Raw genomic sequence first — 17,933 nt, 5'->3', positions numbered from 1 at the left:
GCGCCAAAGCGGGGAAGGGTGAGCCAAGGGGGATGGACGGGAAGCATTCGGGGCACGCGCCCTCGCGGCCGCTGCCCCGGCCGACGGCTGACCTGGGGAGGTCGCTCATGGTGCAAGGGCACGGCGCGACGGGAGCACGGCACACGGCAATGGCCCGCTCCCGGCCGCTGGTCTTATCCGCGCTGCTCATCGGCGCGCTGGCCACGGCCACCGGCTGCGGCACCGACGAGGGGGAGGGGGCGTGGGAGCGTTCCGGCGGCTCCGGTGCCGCTCACGCGGCGGAATCGGCCCGCGCCGTGGAATCGGCCCGCGCTGCGGAATCGGCGGCGGCCCCGGCTCCGCGGGAGCGGCGCTCCACTCCATCCGCCGACCGGACCGCCGCGGGTCCCGCGTCGGCATCGGCCTCCGCGTCGGCATCCGGCTCCGGTGCCGCTCCCTCCGCGCGCCGCATCTGCTCCACGGAACGGCTGAAGCTGACCGTGGGCCGCAAGGACGTGGGTGCGGGCAATGTGTATCTGCCGCTGGTCCTCACCAATGCCTCGACCTCGGCCTGCACCCTCACCGGATTCCCGGGGGTGTCCCTGCTCGACGCCGACGGCGCGCTGATAGGCGAGCCCGCCGCCCGGCGGGGCGCTTCGCACTCCACCATCCCGCTGCCCCCGGGCGGCAGCGCCTCCGCGCTGCTGCACACCCTCAACGAGGGCGTCACCGACACCCCCTGCTGGAAGTCCGCCACGAGCATCCGGGTCTATCCGCCGGACTCCTTCCGCGCGATGAAGGTCGCGGCGCACTCCTTCCGTGTCTGCGGCGGGGTCTTCGATGTCGAAGCGGTGCGTTCCGGGGGCGGCGCCTGACATCTGTCAGCGGCATACCGGACCGCTGTCATCTCGGGTAGAAGTGTCCGAAAATCTTGACAAGCCAGGCGCCGACTGGCTGTGTTCACCCTTTCGCAATCAAAAGGGGTAGGTCACCATGAGGGGTGCCTCAGGTGAGCCGGTGGTGAGCGTCCGGAGGGGGACGGTGTCATGGAGCGAGTCGCGACCGGGGTCGAGACGGAGCTGCTGGACCTTTCGGGAGCGACCCTCGAGGACCTTGACCGGGGCGACGGATTCCCTTCGGTGACCCAGCGGTTGCTCGATGCCGTCCAATTTCCACCCACCCTGGTGACCGCCGCCACGTCCGGACAGAATTGCGTCAGCGAGAGAACACCGGAATAGTGCCGCATCCCTCGCTTTGTGGAACAAGGTGGCCATGACGGCTGAGCGTTCCTTTCATCGCCTTTCCGAGCGGTGCTTCACCGAGTTGGGCCGGGGTGCGGGCGGTGTGTCGTCGGTGGCCGAGCTGCGGTCCGGGCAGCGCAGCCGGACCATGCTCCTGCTGCGCGCACTGGTCGGCATCGCCTCCGGCCACCCCGCGCTGCCGGGCCCGCTCCCCGCTGTCCGCGAGCCGTGGCGCCTCCTCATCCGGGCGGAGCGCGCGGACCCGGCGGCCGTGGACCGCGTCCTGCTGCACCCCCAGACGGGCACCTGGCTCAACCGCTGTCTGCGCAGGCTGCGCGGCCGGTCACCGGGGACCGCACCGCTGTGGACCGAAACCGGCTATCTGTACGCGATGGCCGCCTCGGCCGCGCTTCTCGCGGGGATCGACTTCCGTATCACGGTGGCGGTGCGCGAGGGCGGAGTGATGCTGCCCGCCCTGGGTTTCGCGCGCCTTCCGGACCGTACGGCGGAAACCGCCGAGGTCGTCCGCGGACCGGAAGGGAAGGCCGCGCTCACCGCCGGACCCCATAGCGTGCCATTGCCATTCGACCGCGCCGGGAAGGCCACCGGGAACCGCGCCGGAAACGCGCCGGCCGAATGCGCCGGGAATGCGCCCGGCTGGTACGGTCTCCGGCGATTGCGCGGCGAACACCACGGGCATATCAGCGCCCCCTTCCTCGACGATGTCGACCCCTATCGCGATTTCCTCCGCACCACCCCGCCGGAAAGGCTCGACGAGGACGAGTGGCGGCACTGGCGGACGTGTTTCGACGGCGCCTGGCGGTTGGTCGCCGAACAGACACAGGTGGATCCGGGCGGTATTGCCGCGTGTATCGGATCCCTCGTCCCCGTGCCGTACACCGCCCACCCCGAGCTGTTCAGCGCCTCGTCCCCGGAGGCGCACGGATGCGTCCTGCTGGGCCGCCCCGCGGACCCGCTCGCCCTGGCCGCGTCGCTGGTGCACGAGGCCCAGCACATCAAGCTCAGCGCGCTGATGGACCTGGTGCCGCTGATCGAAGGGGGACTGGAGGAGGTGCACCACGCCCCCTGGCGCCCGGACCCCAGACCGCTGCGCGGACTGCTGCACGGGGTGTACGCCTTCCTGGGCGTCACCGGGTTCTGGTGGGACCGGTGGCACCGCACAGGGGCCGGACCGGTCCGGGACACCGCCGCGTTCGAGTTCGCCCTGCGCCGGGCGCAGACCGCCCGGGGGCTGCGCACACTGCTCACACACGCCCGGCTCACATCCCGCGGTGAAAGGTTCCTTCGGCTCGCCGGGGAACGGCTCGCCGACTGGCCGGCCGAGACCGTACCGGCGCTGCCGCGGCGATGGGCCGACGCTGTGCTCCTCGATGCCGAGCTCCTCTACCGGCTGCGCCATCTGCGCTGCGACCCGGAGCGGACCGCCCAGTGGGCGCGGGCCCGGCACCAGGGCGCCGCCCCGCCGCGGGACCTGCCCGGGACCGTCGTCCGGGCGGCCCCCACCGAATCCCCGACGCGCCCCGCGCTCGTACGCCGGCGGCTCGGCGATCCAGTGGCGTACGCCCGGCTCCACGCGGACGGGGGAGTCCGGCTCCCCGGCGGCGACGGCCCCGACGGCGGCACCCCCGACGCAGCCGATCTCGACTGGGCCGCCGGACGGTCCGGAGCCGCGCTCGACGGCTACCGGGCCCGGCTGGAGAAGTCGCCGGACGATCTCTCCGCATGGGCCGGGCTCGCGCTCAGCCTGCCGGACAGCACCGCGCGTCGGGCACTGCGGACCCGTCCCGAGCTGGTGCTCGCCGTCCACCGGGCGTTACGGGACGCGGCGGCGCACCCCGGCCCGGGCCCCGATCCACTGGCCCTCGCCGAGTGGATCGGCTCCCGCGCCGGATGAGCGCTCCCGGCCGGCTCAGAACGCCATGGCCTCCACGTCGCAGTCCGCGCGGATGCCCCGGGCTGCCGCCACCGTGGCCGGATGGGCGGCGGTCAGCACCCGTCGCATCCGGGTCAGCGCGTCCTGGTGGAGCTCCTCCGCCGACCGTCCCTCACCCAGCGCCCGCAGATCACCCGACAGGTTGAGCGCGCAGGCGAGCGTGGTGGGGTGGTCCTCGCCCAGCCGGGACCGGCAGGCCGCGAGGGTGCCGGTGTCCAGCCGCCGGGCCTCCTCGTAGTCCGCCAGTGTGAAGTGATCGCTGGCCAGGTTGATCGCACAGGCCAGGGAGACCGGATGGTCGGCCTCCAGCCGCTCGACCAGCAGCGGCAGCGTCTCCGTGTTCAGCCGGAGCGCCTCCTCCGTCTCGCCCAGCAGCCGCAGGGTGATGGCCAGGTCGAGCGCCGCGCTCAGGGTCACCGGATGGCGCGGCCCCAGCGCGGCCCGCATGTCCTCCAGACAGCTCCGGCCGAGTTCGCGGGCGCCGTCGAGATCGGCGGTCTGCCGCAGGTCCATCGACAGGTTGAGCGAGGTGGCGGTGATGTTGAGATTGGGCTCGGTGTAGCGCAGCCGGTAGCGCTCCAGCACCTCCTGGCTGATCTCCAGGGCACCCTCGTGGTCCCCGGCCTTGCGGCGCGCCACGGCGAGATTGCGCAGGGCGTAGACGCCGATGGGCGCGTTCTGCGGCAGCACCCTGCGGATCCGGGCGCAGGTCTGCTCCAGCATGCCGCGGGCGGTCATGTAGTCACCGCATTCGCGCACGTCGATGGTGACGTTGGTCTCCAGCAGGATGGCCAGCAGGTTGTCCTCGCCGAGGATGACCTCCGCGAGGGCGTGGGCGCTCTCGTCCACCTCGCGGGCGCGTGCGTAGTCACCGGCCGTCCGCAGCCCCAGGGCGTAGTCGTTCGCCGCGGCGATGGTGTACGGATCCTCCTCGCCGAACAGCCGCCGGGTCCGGCTCCAGCGGTCCCTCTCCAGCTCCAGCGAGCGGGCGAACTCGCCCTGGAAGCGTGCGTCACTGGCCACCGCGCCCAGCGTGACCAGCGTGTTCTCATGGTCGTCGCCCTCGGCGGCGCGCTGGAGCTCCAGGGTGCGGCTGTTCAGCTCCCGCGCCTGCTCGAAGTGGCCCAGCACGGTGAGGACATGGCCCAGGGTCCGGGAGACCGCCAGCGACTCGGGGCTGTCCTCGCCGAGGGTCTCCACCCACTTCTCGCGCACCTGGCGGCCCAGTTCGAGCGCGCCCTCGTGGTCGCCCCAGACATAGAGGAAGCGGACGAGGTTGCGCACCATCTGCCGCACCCACTTGTCGTCGCAGTCCATCGCCCGGGAGGCCCGGACGTGCGAGAGCAGATCGGCGTAGCGGCCCCAGTTGGGCGGGGCCACGTCATTGGGGTCCCCGTAGGCCAGCAGCACATGGGCGCTGTGCTTCATATCCGCCTGCTGCTGCGGGGACATCTGGCCGATCAGCACCGCCTGCACCAGCCGGTGCATCTCGATGGTGTTGCTGCGGTGATTGATCTTGATCAGGGCATAGCGGTTGATCTCGCGGATGGCATGGCCCAGTTTGATCGGGTCCTGGAGCACCTCCGACAGCTCGGGCGACAACGAGACGCCCCGCACCCCCGAGAACAGCCGCCGGGAGATCGGCTCGGGCGCGAAGAAGGAGCACATCTGGAGCAGTTGGAGCGCCCCGGGATGGGTTTCGGCCAGCCTGCGCAGCGACATGTTCCAGGCCGCGGCGACGGGTTCGGGGTAGTCGACCGGGACGCCCGCCGCGAGCAGTTCGCTGCGCCGGGTGGAGACATCGGCCCGTTCGTCCTCGAACACCTGGAGGTACTCGTCGACCGGCATCCCGGTCTCGGTCAGCCAGGCCGCCGCCTGCTCGATGGCCAGCGGAAGGTCCCCGAGCGCGTCGGCCACCCGGTCCGCCTGGTCGCGCGGGAGTTCGGGTCCCCGGCGCAGCAGCAGCTCGATGCTCTCCTCGCGCTCGAAGACATCGACCTCCACGGTGCGGGCGGCCCGTGACCACTGGGCGTTCCGCGAGGTGACGAGGATGCGGCCGGGACCGCCCGCCGGGAAGAACGGGCGGACCGTCTCCAGCTCCTCGGCATTGTCGAAGACCAGCAGCCAGTTGCGGCAGGGCCGTCCGGTGCGCAGCGCGTCCAGGACGGTCGGCACGGCCGTGTTGGCCTCCATGCCCGCCTGGAGCCCCAGCCGCTCGGCGAGCTGCACCAGCGCATGGCGGATCTGCTCGGGGCGTTCGGCGGGGATCCACCACACCGCGTCGTAGTCCGCGGCGTGCTGATGGACGTACTCCAGGGCGATCTGGGACTTGCCCACACCACCGAGCCCGTGCAGCGCCTCCGGCAGCACGGCCGCGGTGCCCTCGCTGCGCAGCCGCTCGTGGAGCATGTCGAGCAGCGTCTGCCGTCCGGTGAAGTTGTTGTTCCGGGGCGGTACGTTGCCCCAGATGGACGGGGGATCCCCGGCACGGCGCTCCTCCACGGCGGGCAGGGACCGGGCAGCGGTCACGGACACGAAACTTCCTCTCAGGTGCTCTCCCGCCGGGCCCGGCGCGCGGTGCGCCGGCGGGTCGGGTGGATCGTCGGCATGGGAACGCGCGGTGGATCGGGGAGTGATGGAGTCAGTCACGGCAACCGCCTCAGCCGCTTCGGGGACCACATTTTTTCCCCTGTCGGCCCCTTCATCAACGGGATCCGGGGGCCGTTCGCCCATAGGGGCGACCGTCTGATGGGCGAGGACAAGAGCGCGAAAGGAGCGCGCGCCTTCGAGATACGGCCCCGACAGCGCCTGGTAGACCTGCTCCTGGAGTCTGAGATACGGCAGCAGCCGCTCGGTGGTGGGCAGGTCCCGCACCGGTTCCGAGGGGTGGTTGAGCAGGTCCCGCAGCAGATGCAGCGGCTGCCAGCGCTTCCCCAGCCGGTCCAGCACACTGCGCAGGATGTACAGCGACTCGTCGCGCATCCCCGCCGACAGCAGCAGCTCCCGCACACCGCTGTGGAATTCATAGCCGATCCCCGTCTCGTCCAGCGGATCAGCCGCCCCCACCTTGCGCAGCAGCCCGCCCAGCAGGATCTCCGCCAGATCGCCGGGGCTGCCCTCCGGCTGGTGGATGCCCTGGACGAACTCCATCACCGGGATGTTCAACGGGGCCGCGGCCAGCCGGGCCGCCAGCCGGAAGGCGCTGGGGGAGGCGGTCGAGCGGAACCGGAAGACCCGGTCCAGCGCGCTCGGTTCCGGTTCCTGCTCCCAGCGCTCCGCCGGTGCCCCGGGCAGCAGGGCCAGCGTCTCCTGGCCCCGGGCCGGGGGCCGGGCCACGAGCTGGGCCCATCCGGCCATCCAGCGCGCGTCCATCTCCAGCACCGGTACGGGGGGCTCGCCCCCCGGCCAGGCGCCACCGTCGGCCGGGCGCCAGGTGGCGTTGGGGGCGCCCGGTGCGGGAACGCGCACCCGCACCCGCTCCGGTGACACCCCGGTGTGCGCCCAGCGGCCCTGGCGCAGTACATGCAGGACGGCCACCGAGGCGCACCGCGCCCAGCGGGCCAGGGCGCGCTGGGCGCTCTCATCGGCCCAGGCCGCGCCGATGCCGTCGGTGAGCACCAGCACCGCCCGCTTGTCGCGCGGCGCCATTCCGGCCACCGGCGAACCGCTGCCGGGGGGCTCCCCGGGGCCGGCCGTGCCGCGCCCGCCGTCGGGTAACGCGCGGTCGCTGTCGAACCGGTGCACCCGTACGTCCCGGAAGGCGCCGGTGCGTTGCAGCACGGTGGCCAGCCGGGCCGCGGTCCGCCGCCACACCACCATCGAACGTCCGCAGTCGAGTACCAGGACCGCGTCCATCCAGCGCTCCCGCACCGGTACGCATTCGGGCACCCACAGCCCCTCGCGTGCCGCGCGCTCGGCGGTGGCCTCCTCGTCGACCTCCAGCGCGACCGGGGACGGTGTGGTGCGCCTGAGCGGACGCAGCGCCCGGGACAGGGCGCGCTCGGCGAGCGGCGGAGCGGTGAGGGACAGCCGGGGCGCGGGGACGACCACGTCGGCGGCGGCCGGTTCCGCGGCAGGATCCGGACGCTCCGCGGCCGGGACGAGTCCGACGGGCTGGGGTGCGAGGAGGGAGTGGTCCGGTCCGGGCGCCCGTTCCTCCTCCGGTCCGCGCTCCGGCGGGGGTTCGGACGGGTCGTCACCGGGCGGCGGGGCGTCCGCCTCCGGGGTCGGGGGAAGCGGTCCCGGAGGGGCCCGGTCCGGTCCGCGGTCCGTCTCCGCCTTGCAGACGGCCAGCCATACGGCGTCGGCGACCTGCCGCCAGTCCAGGCCCTGTGGGCCGGGCCCGGGGGATCCGCGGCCTGGGTCGTGAGTCATGTCGGGCCTGCTGCGTCCAGCCGGTGCCAGACGGCGCGCAGGAGCTCCTCCCATTCGGGGCCCGGTACCTGCGACTGGGACGTCACCAGGTACACCGCGTTGAGCAACTGGTCGGCGGCGAGCCCGCCTTCGAGCTCACTGCGCTCCAGGAACATCTGGATGAGTTCCTGGGCCCGCGGATCGTCCGCCCGGCCCAGATGGGCGGCCACGATCGCGGCCAGCCGGTCGGCGTCCGGATCCGGGAGCCGAAGCTGGAGACAGCGGCGCAGGAACGCGGGCGGGAACTCCCGTTCGCCGTTGCTGGTGATGACCACGACCGGGAAGGCGTTGCAGCGCACCCGGCCCGAGGCGATGACGGTGCTGCGGTCCGGGTCGTCGGTGAGGACCGATACGGCCGGCCGGCGGCGGCGGACGCGCACCAGCTCGGGGATGGCGTACTCCCCGGCCTCGAAGATGTCGAGGAGGTCATTGGGCAGATCGATATCGCTCTTGTCGAACTCGTCGATGAGCAGCACCCGGGGGAGCCGGTAGGGCAGCATCGCGGTGCCCAGCGGCCCGAGTTGGAGGAAGTCCCCGATGTCCTCAGGACCCGGCTCCTGGGGATCGCCCTCCGCGGCCTGTCCGGCCGCGGCGGCGTGCACCCGGCCCACGGCGTCATAGCCGTACAGCCCCGACCGCAGCGTGGTGCGGGTGGTGATCGGCCAGCGCAGCACGCGGCCGAGCCCCAGCTCCCGGCTGACGCGGTAGGCCAGCGTGGACTTGCCGGTGCCGGGGCGCCCGGTGACCAGGAGCGGACGGCGCAGGATCAGCGCCGCGTTGACGACATCGGCCTCCTCGGCCCCGGCCCGCAGACCCAGGGGAGTGGCGCCCAGCCGGCGGGCCGCGTCCTGCTCTTCCTCCGGGGGTGCCGGGGGCTCGGCCGGCACACCGTCCCGGTCCGATAACGCCCCGGGGGCGTCGGCGTCCGGAGGGCAGGCCGAGACCCCGCCGAAGGTGCGCCAGGGAGGCGGCGGCGGAAGGATCTCCTCCAGGTCGACATCGTGCAGGGGGCGGCCGGTGCCCTGGTAGATCCACCAGGGACGTGGGATCCCGGACGGCGGCGCGGCGGCGGTGGACCCCGGATCGCCGTGGACCCGTCCGTTGTGCCGTCGCGCGGACTCCGCCTCGCTCATCGGCTCCCCACCCCCTCGTCCGGCCCCGTCAACCGCCCCACCGGCTCCACGGGACGGGTCGGGTCGTCCCAGACGAGCATCACGTGCTGTCCCGGGTGATGCTCCCGCTCCGCGGCGTCGATCGTATGGGCGTCCAGACGTAACTCTGTCACGGCTTCGCGGAGCCGTGCCAGGTTCCCGCTGGCCTCGGCCGGTTTTTGTCCCAGCCGGTGGACCAGGTCGGGGGCCCGGGCGTGGCGGCGGTCCCAGGTCACCACCGGGATCCCGGCCCGCCATGCCGCGAGTGCCTCGTACGTACCTTCGGGGGTGGTCCCCGGGGGCGAGTTCAGGACGAGCGCGACCACATACGGATCGGCCTTGAGCCGGGCCAGCAGCCCGCCGGGATCGCCCGAGCGCGGACTGTCCGGGTCGGGGCCGTCGATGACCAGCTGCTTGGAACGCTGGGGCTGGTCGGCGAAGATCTGCCAGCGCTGCTTCCAGGAACGGTGCCAGCGCCGGGTCTGGCAGCGCTCCAGACTGCGGATCACCACGGGGAAGTCCATGTACAGCGGTGTGGCCAGATCGCTGTCCAGCTCCTGGCGCCACAGGTGCACCGGGAGGTTCAGGTCCTCGGGGCCCAGCATGAACTCCACATGGATGCACCGGGCGTCGTCCCACTCCTCCGCCGCCGCGTACACCAGGTCCTGGACGGCCCGTTCCGCGGTGGCCGCGGTGACCTGGGTGACCGGACCGCGGACCGGATGCCAGCCGGTGGGGTCGTACTGGTGCCAGGAGGAGAGTTCGTAGCGCTCCGGCTCCGCCTGCGGCAGCAGCCGGATCACCAGATAGGCGTCCACCGGCTCCGCCGGGGCGGTATGGCCCACCTGCTGGCGCAGCGACCTCAGCTGCGAGGTCAGGGACAACTCCCGGGCCCGCTCATCGGCCCACGCCCGCAGCGCGTCCGCCGTCGTCAACGGCTGTGCGGAGGCGGCCAGATACTCCACCAGGGCCAGACCCGGCGGCAGACTGCCCGGCTGGGCGTTCATCCGGCTCAGCACCTCGAAGGCGTGCCAGGGGCCGGTGACCGGGGGGACGTCCTGGAGCGGGCCCGCCGCCGCCCGGCAGAGCTGCCCCAGATGCCCGATCTCCAGCTCCTCCAGCAGCGAGCGCAGCTGAGAGGTGGCGGGCACCGGCAGCGCCGGACGGGCCGTCATCTGCTCCATGACCGCGTCGAGCTGCTTCATCGCGGCCGTGTCGGAGACCATCACCGCGAGGGAGGCGCGCAGCGCCCGCATCACCCGTACGTTGTCCAGACATTCCCGGGCCAGTTCGACCAGGAAGTAGTCGGTCACCCGGTGGCTGCGGACCGGTACGGCCGACTCCAGCTCCATGGCGACCAGTTCCAGACACAGCGCACGGGAGTCCGGGTCCGTCAGACAGCGGAACTCCTTGAGCGCCGTGACCAGGTTGGTGACCGATGCCAGGCCGCCTTCCGCCATGGCCGCCATGCCATGCCCTCCCCCGAACCCGTATCACCGGTCCCCGCCGCCGGTGATCCCCCGCCGGAGACCCTGCCACACACGGGCGCCGCCCGCCCGGACTCCGGACAACTGGTATGCCCCGCACGCCTCCGGTGACACACCCTCCCGCCCCGGCGGCCGCCGGGGCGCCGGTGGGCGCCCCGCTCACCCCCGGCCCAGTTCCCCGACCCGCCGGGCCAGTTCGGCCGCCGCCGGGGTGTCCGGCGCGAGGACGGACACCACCTCCACCAGTTCGGTCAGCGCGCCGTGCGCCTCACAGGTGCGCAGCAGGGCCAGTGCCTCGGCCCGGCCTGCCGACTGACGGCTCACGGCGGTGCCGACGGTGGGCAGCTCGTCGAGCAGCTGCTGCCAGCGGGCGGGCGCGGTCATCCCGGGGATGTCCAGCAGTACATCGGCCAGCGCACCGAGTTGATGGATCGTCAGCTTCACCCGGCCGCGGCGCGGGGACGGCACGACCGTGTGCGCCGTCAGCGAGGGCGCGGCGGGCGCGGGCGGCGCCGGGTGCGAGGCCCCGGGAAGCCGCCCGATCAGCTCGAACGCGAAGGCGGCCGCATGCCGGGACGCCACCGGCTGCCAGCGCTCGTCATGTGCCTCGCCCTTGTCGCCCAGCAGATCGGAGATCCCCCGGATCACCAGGGCGTCCAGATGCTGGTTGAGATACGCCCCGGCCAGGAACCCAAAGCCCTCCATGTCCACCGCGACGGCGTCCCCCGCGACCGCCGCCAGTCTGCGGCCGGTGTCCGAGCCGTGGTGCGCCACCACACGCCCGCCCGCCGCGACCGGTTTGACATGGGCGCGGGGGAGTGGTGAGCCGTCCGCCGGGCGGATCCGCCGCTGCCAGGCGTCCCCGGCGGTGACGATCCGGGCCAACTGCACCAGTCCGTAAGCCGATTGGTGGGTCTTCTGCCGGGGCAGGAAGCCCTGTTCGGTGTCCTTGCCGGTCTCGTAGTCGTAGACCGCGTCGGCGGCCACCACATCGCCCAGCGCCACATCCTTGCGTCCGCCCGCCACTCCGACGAACAGCAGCGCGCGCGGTGCGAACAGCGCCGCGGCCCGCTCGACCGCGGCGGCCGCACCCGGATTGCCGGGGCCGGTCATATGGATCGCCACCCGCCGCCCGGCAGGCCCCTCGGCGAAGGTGCCCACCTCGAACAGCGCGCCCCGCTCGGCTCCCGCCGGGCGGACCTCCTCCAGATGGGCGCGCACCGCCCGGTACTCCACCTCCAGCGCGGTGAGCACCACCACGTCCGCCCGTACGGATCCCCCGTTGTCGCCAGCCGTCACCGTTTCCCCCTCGGCACCGTTCCGACCCGGACCCACCATGCTGCGCCACCGTGGGCCCGGCGTCGATGTACGTGGTCACATCACGGACGGCGCAGATCCGCGTAGAGCACGATCTGCACACCGACCACGGCGACCAGTGCCACCTCGGCCACCGACAGCGCCAGCAGCCAGGGCCGCAGCGGCTCGGCGGACCAGCAGACGATCAGCGCGGCCAGCGGTGCCGCCGAGAACAGCAGCAGGTCCGCGGCGAGTTGCAGCCGTTTGCGGGAGATCCGGCGGTGGTCGTCGCGATGGGCCGTCTCCCATCCGAACACCCGCGTGGACCCCGGGGCCAGCGCCGCCAGCCGTGGCCCCAGGTCCCCGCGCACATAACGGCCGATGGCCGAGATCTTCTCGTCATTGACCAGATACGCCCAGCCCAGCACCACCGACGCGGGCGGCAGCAGCAGAAGCAGCTCCGGCTGGCCGCCGTTCTGGAAGGAGAAGGTGATGATGGCCACCATCGAGGCGAGCGTGGCGTACAGCAGGTTGTCCCGGAATCCGATCCGCGCCCGCTGCTCCTCCTTCACCTGCTCGTACTCCACGATGAGCAGCCTGTTGGCCAGTGTCTCCGCTTCGCCGTTCCCGTCCCGCGCCACCGGCGCCCCCCTCCGCGCTCCTCAGAGACGATAGCGCGTGACGGAGCCTCAGATCCGGCTGCCCGTCGCGGTGTCCGAGGACAGCCGCTGGGCGAGATAGATGGGGATGACCGACAGCAGCACCAGGACGGCGGCGACCACATTGACCACCGGGGCCTGCTGGGGGCGGGCCATATTGGAGAAGATCCAGATCGGCAGGGTCTGGACACCCGGGCCCGCGGTGAAGGTCGTCACCACGATCTCGTCGAAGGAAAGCGCGAAGGCGAGCAGTCCGCCCGCCACCAGGGCCGAGCGCACCAGCGGGAAGGTGACGTCGACGAAGGCACGGAAGGAGGTCGCGCCCAGGTCCATGGCCGCCTGTTCATAGGACCCGGCCATCCGGCGCAGCCGGGCGACCACGTTGTTGAAGACGACCACGATGCAGAAGGTGGCGTGGCCGACGACGACGGTGAACATGCCCAGACCCACCCCGAGCGGTTCGAGCACCGTGCGGAAGGCGGTGTTGAGTGCGACACCGGTGACGATGCCGGGCAGCGCGATCGGCAGGACGACCAGGAAGGAGAGGGTCTCCCGGCCGAAGAAGCGGAAGCGCTGGACGGCGAAGGCGATCAGGGTGCCCAGGACCAGGGCGATCGCGGTGGCGCCGAGGCCCGCCTTGACCGAGGTCCACAGCGCGTCACGAGCGCCGGTGCTGTGCCAGGCGTCGGCCCACCAGTGGAACGTGAGTCCCGGCGGCGGCCAGCCGGAACTGCGGTCGGGATTGAGCGAGTTGACCAGGACCAGCAGCAGCGGCACATAGATGACCGCGAAGCCGAGCCCGGCCGCGATGCGCAGCGTGATACGCGCGGGGCGGGAGAGATTCATCGAAGCGCCTTCGGTGTGCGGGCCGTCAGAGGCTGCTGAGAGCTCCGGTACGGCGCACCGCGAGCAGATAGCCCACGATGATCACCACCGGAACGGTGCCCAGCGCCGCGGCGAGCGGCAGATCGAGGGTGATGTTGGAGTAGATCAGATTGCCGATCAGCTGGGTCTTGCCGCCGACGATCTGCACCGCGATGTAGTCGCCGAGACTGAGCGAGAAGGTGAAGACCGACCCGGCCGCGATGGACGGCAGCAGCATCGGCAGCACCACCGAACGGAACGTCCGGCCGGTGCGGGCGCCGAGGTCGGCGGAGGCGTCCAGCAGGTTGTCCGGCAGCTGCTCGAGACCGGCGTGGATGGGCAGGATCATGTACGGCAGCCACAGATACGTCAGCACCAGCACGGTGGCGGTCAGCCCGTAGCCGGGTCCTTCGAGCCCGAGCGGGCCGAGCAGCCAGTCCAGCAGTCCGCCCTCGGCGAGGATGAGGCGCCAGGCGTACGCCTTGACCAGGTAGCTCGCCCACAGCGGGGTGAGGATCGCCACCACCAGCAGGGGCCGCCAGCGCGGTTTGGCGATCCGGGCGGTGTAGAAGGCCACGGGGAAGGCGATCACGGCGCACAGCGCGGTGACCGCGAGGGCGACGCCGACACTGCGCAGGGCGACCTGGCGGTAGACGTCGCTTTCGAACAGGGTGGTGAAGTTGTCCGTGTTCCAGACCTTCACCACGCTGGAGGTGAAGCTGTCCGTCGTCCAGAACGCGGACAGGAACAGCGCGCTGAGCGAGCCCAGATAGGCCAGGACGAGCCAGGTCAGCGGTGCGGTGAGCAGCAGGGACAGCTGGAGCCGGGGGCGGCGGTGCAGAGTCCCGGCGAGCCGCCGGACGAATCCGGCGGCCGGCGCGGTCTTGGTCATATCAGGCTCAGCCCTTGATCTCGGTCCATGCCTGGACCCACTTGGCGTACGGCACGCACTTGGTGTCCTTGCGGCCGTCGAGGCACTGGGCGACCGGGGTGGTCCAGAAGTGGACCTTCTTCCAGTACGGCTCGTCGGCCGCGTGGAAGGTGTCGCAGTGGTTCTTCGCCGCCGTCAGGGCACAGGACTTCTGGTTGGCCGGGGCCTCGCCGAAGTACTCGGCCACCTGGGCGTTGACCTTCGGGGAGATGATCCAGTCCATCCACTTGTAGGCGCAGTTGGGGTGCTCGGCCTTGGGGGAGACCATCCAGGTGTCGGACCACCCGGTGGAGCCTTCCTTCGGCAGCACCGCCTTGACCGGGGCCTTCTCGGCCTGGGCGGCGTTGACGATCACCTGCCAGGAGGTGCCGACCACCGAGTTGCCGCTCTTGAAGGCGGAGATCTCCTTGAGGTAGTCGCTCCAGTACTCGCCGATGTTTGCGTTCTGGTCCTTGAGCAGGTCCACGGCGGCGTCGAACTGCTTCTGGTCCAGCGCGTAGGGGTTCTTGATGCCCAGCGAGGGCTTGCTCTTCATCAGGTAGAGCGCGGCGTCGGCGATGTAGATCGGCGAGTCGTACGCGGTGACCTTGCCCTTGTGGGCGGACGCCTTGTCGAAGACGGCCGACCAGGAGTCGGGGGCGGGCGAGACCTTCTGGGTGTTGTACATCAGGAGGTTGGCGCCGCGGCCGTGCGGGATGCCGTAGGGCACCCCGTCGACCGAGTTCCACTCCTTCTTCTTGAGGCCCTCGAAGACGTCCTTGTAGTGGGGGACCAGCTTGGTGTTGACGGGTTCGGCGTCCCCGGAGGCGATCAGCCGCAGCGAGGCGTCACCGGAGGCGGAGACCGCGTCGTACTGACCGGTCTTCATCAGGCTGACCATCTCGTCGGAGCTGGCCGCGGTCTTGGTGCTGACCTGGCAGCCGGTCTGCTTCTCGAAGTCGCTGACCCAGTCGACCTTCGGGTCGTTGCTGCCGTCCTCGACGTACCCGGCCCAGGCGATCAGGTTCACCTTGCCCTCGGTCTTGCCGAGTTGCTTGCGCGGCTTGAGGTCCGGCGGGTCGAAGCCGCCGGCGGACGAGGACGTACCGGACGAGCCGCAGGCGGTGGCGAGGAGCAGGACTCCGGCCGCCGCGGCGGCCTTCCATGCATGGGACATACGCACGACGAATCTCCACAGGGAAGGAGGGCGGGACACACAGAGGTGAGGGACGGGCGAGGAGTGACCGGACGGACGCGGTGGGGGCCTTACGGTGCGTCGGGCACCCGGACGGTGTGGCGCGGCTGCCACTGGAGCCTGACCCGGGAGCCGCGGTAGGCCGCGACGTCCTCGGAGGAGGTCTCCAGGTTCTGCTGGAGGGCGGTGAGCCGCCCTCCGGCGTCGAGGTCGACGAGGAAACGGGTCGCGTCCCCGAGGTAGACGACCTCCGCGACGGTGCCGACGGCGCCGGAGGCGTCGGGCGTACCGCCGTCCCGGTCCTCCTTCAGCACCCGGATCTTCTCCGGGCGGATGCTGAAGGTGCCGGTCTCACCCACCACCTGCTCCGCGGCCGGGCCGGTGAGCAGGTTGGAGGTGCCGACGAAGCCGGCGACGAAGGGGGTGGCGGGCCGTTCGTAGATCTCGGCGGGGGTGCCCACCTGTTCCACCCGGCCCCGGTTGAAGACCGCGATGCGGTCGCTCATGGTCAGCGCCTCGTCCTGGTCGTGGGTGACGAAGACGAAGGTGATGCCGACCTCGCGCTGGAGCTCCTTGAGCTCGATCTGCATCTGCTCGCGCAGTTTGAGGTCGAGGGCGCCCAGCGGTTCGTCGAGCAGCAGTACGCGCGGGCGGCTGACCAGGGCCCGGGCCAGGGCGACCCGCTGCCGCTGGCCTCCGGAGAGCTGGGAGGGCCTGCGGTCGCCCAGTCCGTCGAGCCGGACGTCGGCCAGGGCCTCGCGGGCGCGGCGCAGCCGATCGGCCTTCGAGACCTTCTGGATCTTCAGGCCGTAGGCGACGTTCTGCTCGATCGTCATATGCGGGAAGAGCGCGTAGTCCTGGAAGACGGTGTGGACATCGCGCTCGAACGGGGCGAGCCGGGTGACGTCGCGCCCCGCCAGCTCGATGGTGCCGCCGGTGGGCGGCTCGAAGCCCGCGATCATCCGGAGCACCGTGGTCTTGCCGGATCCGGACGGTCCCAGCATGGAGAAGAACTCGCCGTCCGATATCTCCAGGTCGACTCCGGCGACCGCCTCCGTCTTGCCGAAGGACTTGCGCAGGCTCTGCAGGCGGATGGCTTTCCCCTCCATGGGCGGGAACCTTTCTGATGCCGCTGGTCGTTGGTCCGTAAAACTATGAAGTCATAGGTCTAATTACAAGACCCCGTTAAGGTAAAGCCTGAGTCAATGACGAGGGGGTGAGTGCCGTGACGCGAGACTTCGGCGGTGCTCGGCAGGGTGTCTTCGCACCTGTCGACAGCCAGGCCAGAGTGGACGCCGTCGTGCGGCGGCTGGGGGATGCCATAGAGCTCGGGCTGCTGGCGGACGGGGAGCAGCTGCCCGGTGAGTCCGACCTCGCGACGCGGCTCGGGGTCTCGACCGTGACCCTGCGTGAGGCTCTGATGGCCCTGCGTCAGCAGGGGTTGGTCACCACCCGCAGGGGGCGGGGCGGCGGCAGCTTCGTCACCGTTCCCGAGGGCCCCGCCGAGGAGCGGCTGCGCGGTCTGCTCATCGGCTGGAGCACCGAGGAGCTGCGGGACCTCGGCGATCACTGGGCCGCCGTCTCCGGTGCCACCGCCCGGCTGGCCGCCCATCGCACCGAACCGGATGACCTGGTCCAACTCGGCCGCTCCGTCGAGCAGTTGGCCGCCGCCGTGGAGCCCCCGGCGCGCAGCCGGGTGCACGGCCGCTTCCATGTGGAGCTGGCCGCCGCCGCCCAGTCCGCGCGGCTGACCCGCGAGGCCATCGCCCTCCAGACCGAAGTGGGCGCGCTGCTCTCGCTGGTGCTCGCGGACGACGAGTGTCTGAAGGACGTGTGCGATCGTCACCGCGCTGTGATCTGCGCCCTGCAAGATGGTGCGGACGATCGGGCCAGGACGCTGGCCGAGGCGTGCGTCCGGCTGTGCGTGGGGCGCTTGGTCGAACTCCGCCTCGCCACCCCCGGCTCCGCCGACGGATCCCCTCCCTAGGAGACCACCGATGGGTAGCAGCCCCCGTCCCGCGGGTGCCGGGCCGGACCTCTTCGGTGAGGTGACGGCCGCCGATGTGGCGGCCCGCGTCCGCGACACCCTGGAGGGCGTCTTCGACGCCGTCCGCGAGATCCGTGACGATGCGGCGGCGCTGCTGACCTCCGTCACCGCGGCCGGGAGACAGCCCGAGACCACCGATCTCGCCGAGCTCCGCCCCGGCCTCCAGAGCCGGCTCACCCGCCTCGGACTGGTTTCCGGCGCCGGGTTCGTGGCCGCGCCGAAACTGCTCGCTGACGTCCCCGCCTGGCTGGAGTGGTGGCAGATCGGATCGGGCGGTGAGGTGCGCCCGCTCCTGCTCGACCTGGACCCGGAGCACTCGGCGTACTCCGACTACACCCACTGGGACTGGTTCGCACTGGCCCGTGACACCGGCCGCCGGGCGGTGGCCGGACCGTATGTGGACTACCTCTGCTCCGACGAGTACAGCCTCACCCTCTCCGTGCCCGTGACGGTCGACGGCCGCTTCATGGGTGTGGCGGCGGCGGATGTGTACCTCTCGCACTTCGAGGCCGCGGTGATGCCGGTGATGCAGCGGCTGCCCGCCCCCGCCTTCCTGGTCAACGCACGCGGCCGGGTCGCCGCCTCGACCTGCGCCGACTACCTCACCGGCGCCCTCTTCAAGGGCCCGGACTTCGCGGCGGTCCCCGACGGTCCTGCCGACGGTGTCGCGCACGGCGGACGGCGGCTGCGGCCCTGTGGTGGCATCCCGCTCATCCTGGTCACATAGATTGTGCGTA

13 protein-coding genes are annotated in these 17,933 nt (G+C 71.7%); 4 read left to right on the top strand and 9 right to left on the bottom strand.

Annotated features, from left to right (window positions below; all coding sequences use genetic code 11):
- Window positions 1–107: 107 nt before the first annotated feature.
- Both NMK44_RS11080 and NMK44_RS11075 read left to right on the top strand, forming a co-directional pair.
- Window positions 108–854 (top strand): DUF4232 domain-containing protein, encoded by a 747-nt coding sequence (locus NMK44_RS11080; protein WP_254741033.1) that lies wholly within the window; start codon window positions 108–110, stop codon window positions 852–854.
- 397 nt (window positions 855–1,251) lie between these two features.
- Window positions 1,252–3,135: an HEXXH motif domain-containing protein gene (locus tag NMK44_RS11075; RefSeq protein WP_254741030.1), complete on the top strand. Its 1,884-nt coding sequence runs from the start codon at window positions 1,252–1,254 to the stop codon at window positions 3,133–3,135.
- Between the two features lie 15 nt (window positions 3,136–3,150).
- Here the strand turns inward: NMK44_RS11075 and fxsT are convergent, their stop codons facing one another.
- From fxsT to NMK44_RS11030, 9 genes are all read right to left on the bottom strand, one after another.
- Window positions 3,151–7,548, bottom strand: a complete 4,398-nt coding sequence (fxsT, locus tag NMK44_RS11070) for an FxSxx-COOH system tetratricopeptide repeat protein (RefSeq protein ID WP_254741027.1) — start codon at window positions 7,546–7,548, stop codon at window positions 3,151–3,153.
- The gene (locus tag NMK44_RS11065) at window positions 7,545–8,720 is read right to left on the bottom strand and encodes an AAA family ATPase (RefSeq protein ID WP_254741024.1); all 1,176 of its coding nucleotides are present in this window, start codon (window positions 8,718–8,720) and stop codon (window positions 7,545–7,547) included. Before NMK44_RS11065 ends, fxsT begins: the two co-directional genes overlap by 4 nt.
- Complete coding sequence (locus NMK44_RS11060) at window positions 8,717–10,207, bottom strand: VMAP-C domain-containing protein (RefSeq protein WP_254741021.1); 1,491 nt, start codon at window positions 10,205–10,207, stop codon at window positions 8,717–8,719. Before NMK44_RS11060 ends, NMK44_RS11065 begins: the two co-directional genes overlap by 4 nt.
- A 177-nt stretch (window positions 10,208–10,384) precedes the next feature.
- The gene (locus tag NMK44_RS11055; protein WP_254741018.1) at window positions 10,385–11,524 is read right to left on the bottom strand and encodes a phosphorylase family protein; all 1,140 of its coding nucleotides are present in this window, start codon (window positions 11,522–11,524) and stop codon (window positions 10,385–10,387) included.
- Window positions 11,525–11,604: 80 nt separating this feature from the next.
- Window positions 11,605–12,162 (bottom strand): hypothetical protein, encoded by a 558-nt coding sequence (locus NMK44_RS11050; protein ID WP_254741015.1) that lies wholly within the window; start codon window positions 12,160–12,162, stop codon window positions 11,605–11,607.
- Between the two features lie 48 nt (window positions 12,163–12,210).
- Window positions 12,211–13,026 (bottom strand): ABC transporter permease, encoded by an 816-nt coding sequence (locus NMK44_RS11045; protein ID WP_254741012.1) that lies wholly within the window; start codon window positions 13,024–13,026, stop codon window positions 12,211–12,213.
- 25 nt (window positions 13,027–13,051) lie between these two features.
- Window positions 13,052–13,936 carry an ABC transporter permease gene (locus NMK44_RS11040; RefSeq protein WP_254741009.1) on the bottom strand — a complete coding sequence of 295 codons (885 nt, stop codon included), beginning with the start codon at window positions 13,934–13,936 and terminating at the stop codon, window positions 13,052–13,054.
- Window positions 13,937–13,943: 7 nt separating this feature from the next.
- Window positions 13,944–15,131 carry an ABC transporter substrate-binding protein gene (locus NMK44_RS11035; protein WP_254741006.1) on the bottom strand — a complete coding sequence of 396 codons (1,188 nt, stop codon included), beginning with the start codon at window positions 15,129–15,131 and terminating at the stop codon, window positions 13,944–13,946.
- Between the two features lie 89 nt (window positions 15,132–15,220).
- Complete coding sequence (locus NMK44_RS11030) at window positions 15,221–16,258, bottom strand: ABC transporter ATP-binding protein (RefSeq protein ID WP_254741004.1); 1,038 nt, start codon at window positions 16,256–16,258, stop codon at window positions 15,221–15,223.
- 116 nt (window positions 16,259–16,374) lie between these two features.
- Between NMK44_RS11030 and NMK44_RS11025 the strand changes: the two genes are divergently transcribed.
- Entirely contained in the window at window positions 16,375–17,136 is a 762-nt protein-coding gene (locus tag NMK44_RS11025) for a FadR/GntR family transcriptional regulator (protein ID WP_254741002.1), read from the top strand.
- A gap of 10 nt (window positions 17,137–17,146) precedes the next feature.
- Window positions 17,147–17,923 carry a PDC sensor domain-containing protein gene (locus NMK44_RS11020; RefSeq protein ID WP_254741001.1) on the top strand — a complete coding sequence of 259 codons (777 nt, stop codon included), beginning with the start codon at window positions 17,147–17,149 and terminating at the stop codon, window positions 17,921–17,923.
- The last annotated feature ends 10 nt before the right edge of the window (window positions 17,924–17,933 follow it).

This window comes from Streptomyces cucumeris, from assembly GCF_024295805.1.
Taxonomy (GTDB): domain Bacteria; phylum Actinomycetota; class Actinomycetes; order Streptomycetales; family Streptomycetaceae; genus Streptomyces; species Streptomyces cucumeris.
The sequence above is the reverse complement of the archived record's forward strand: the minus strand, read 5'-3'. Positions and strand labels throughout refer to the sequence as shown.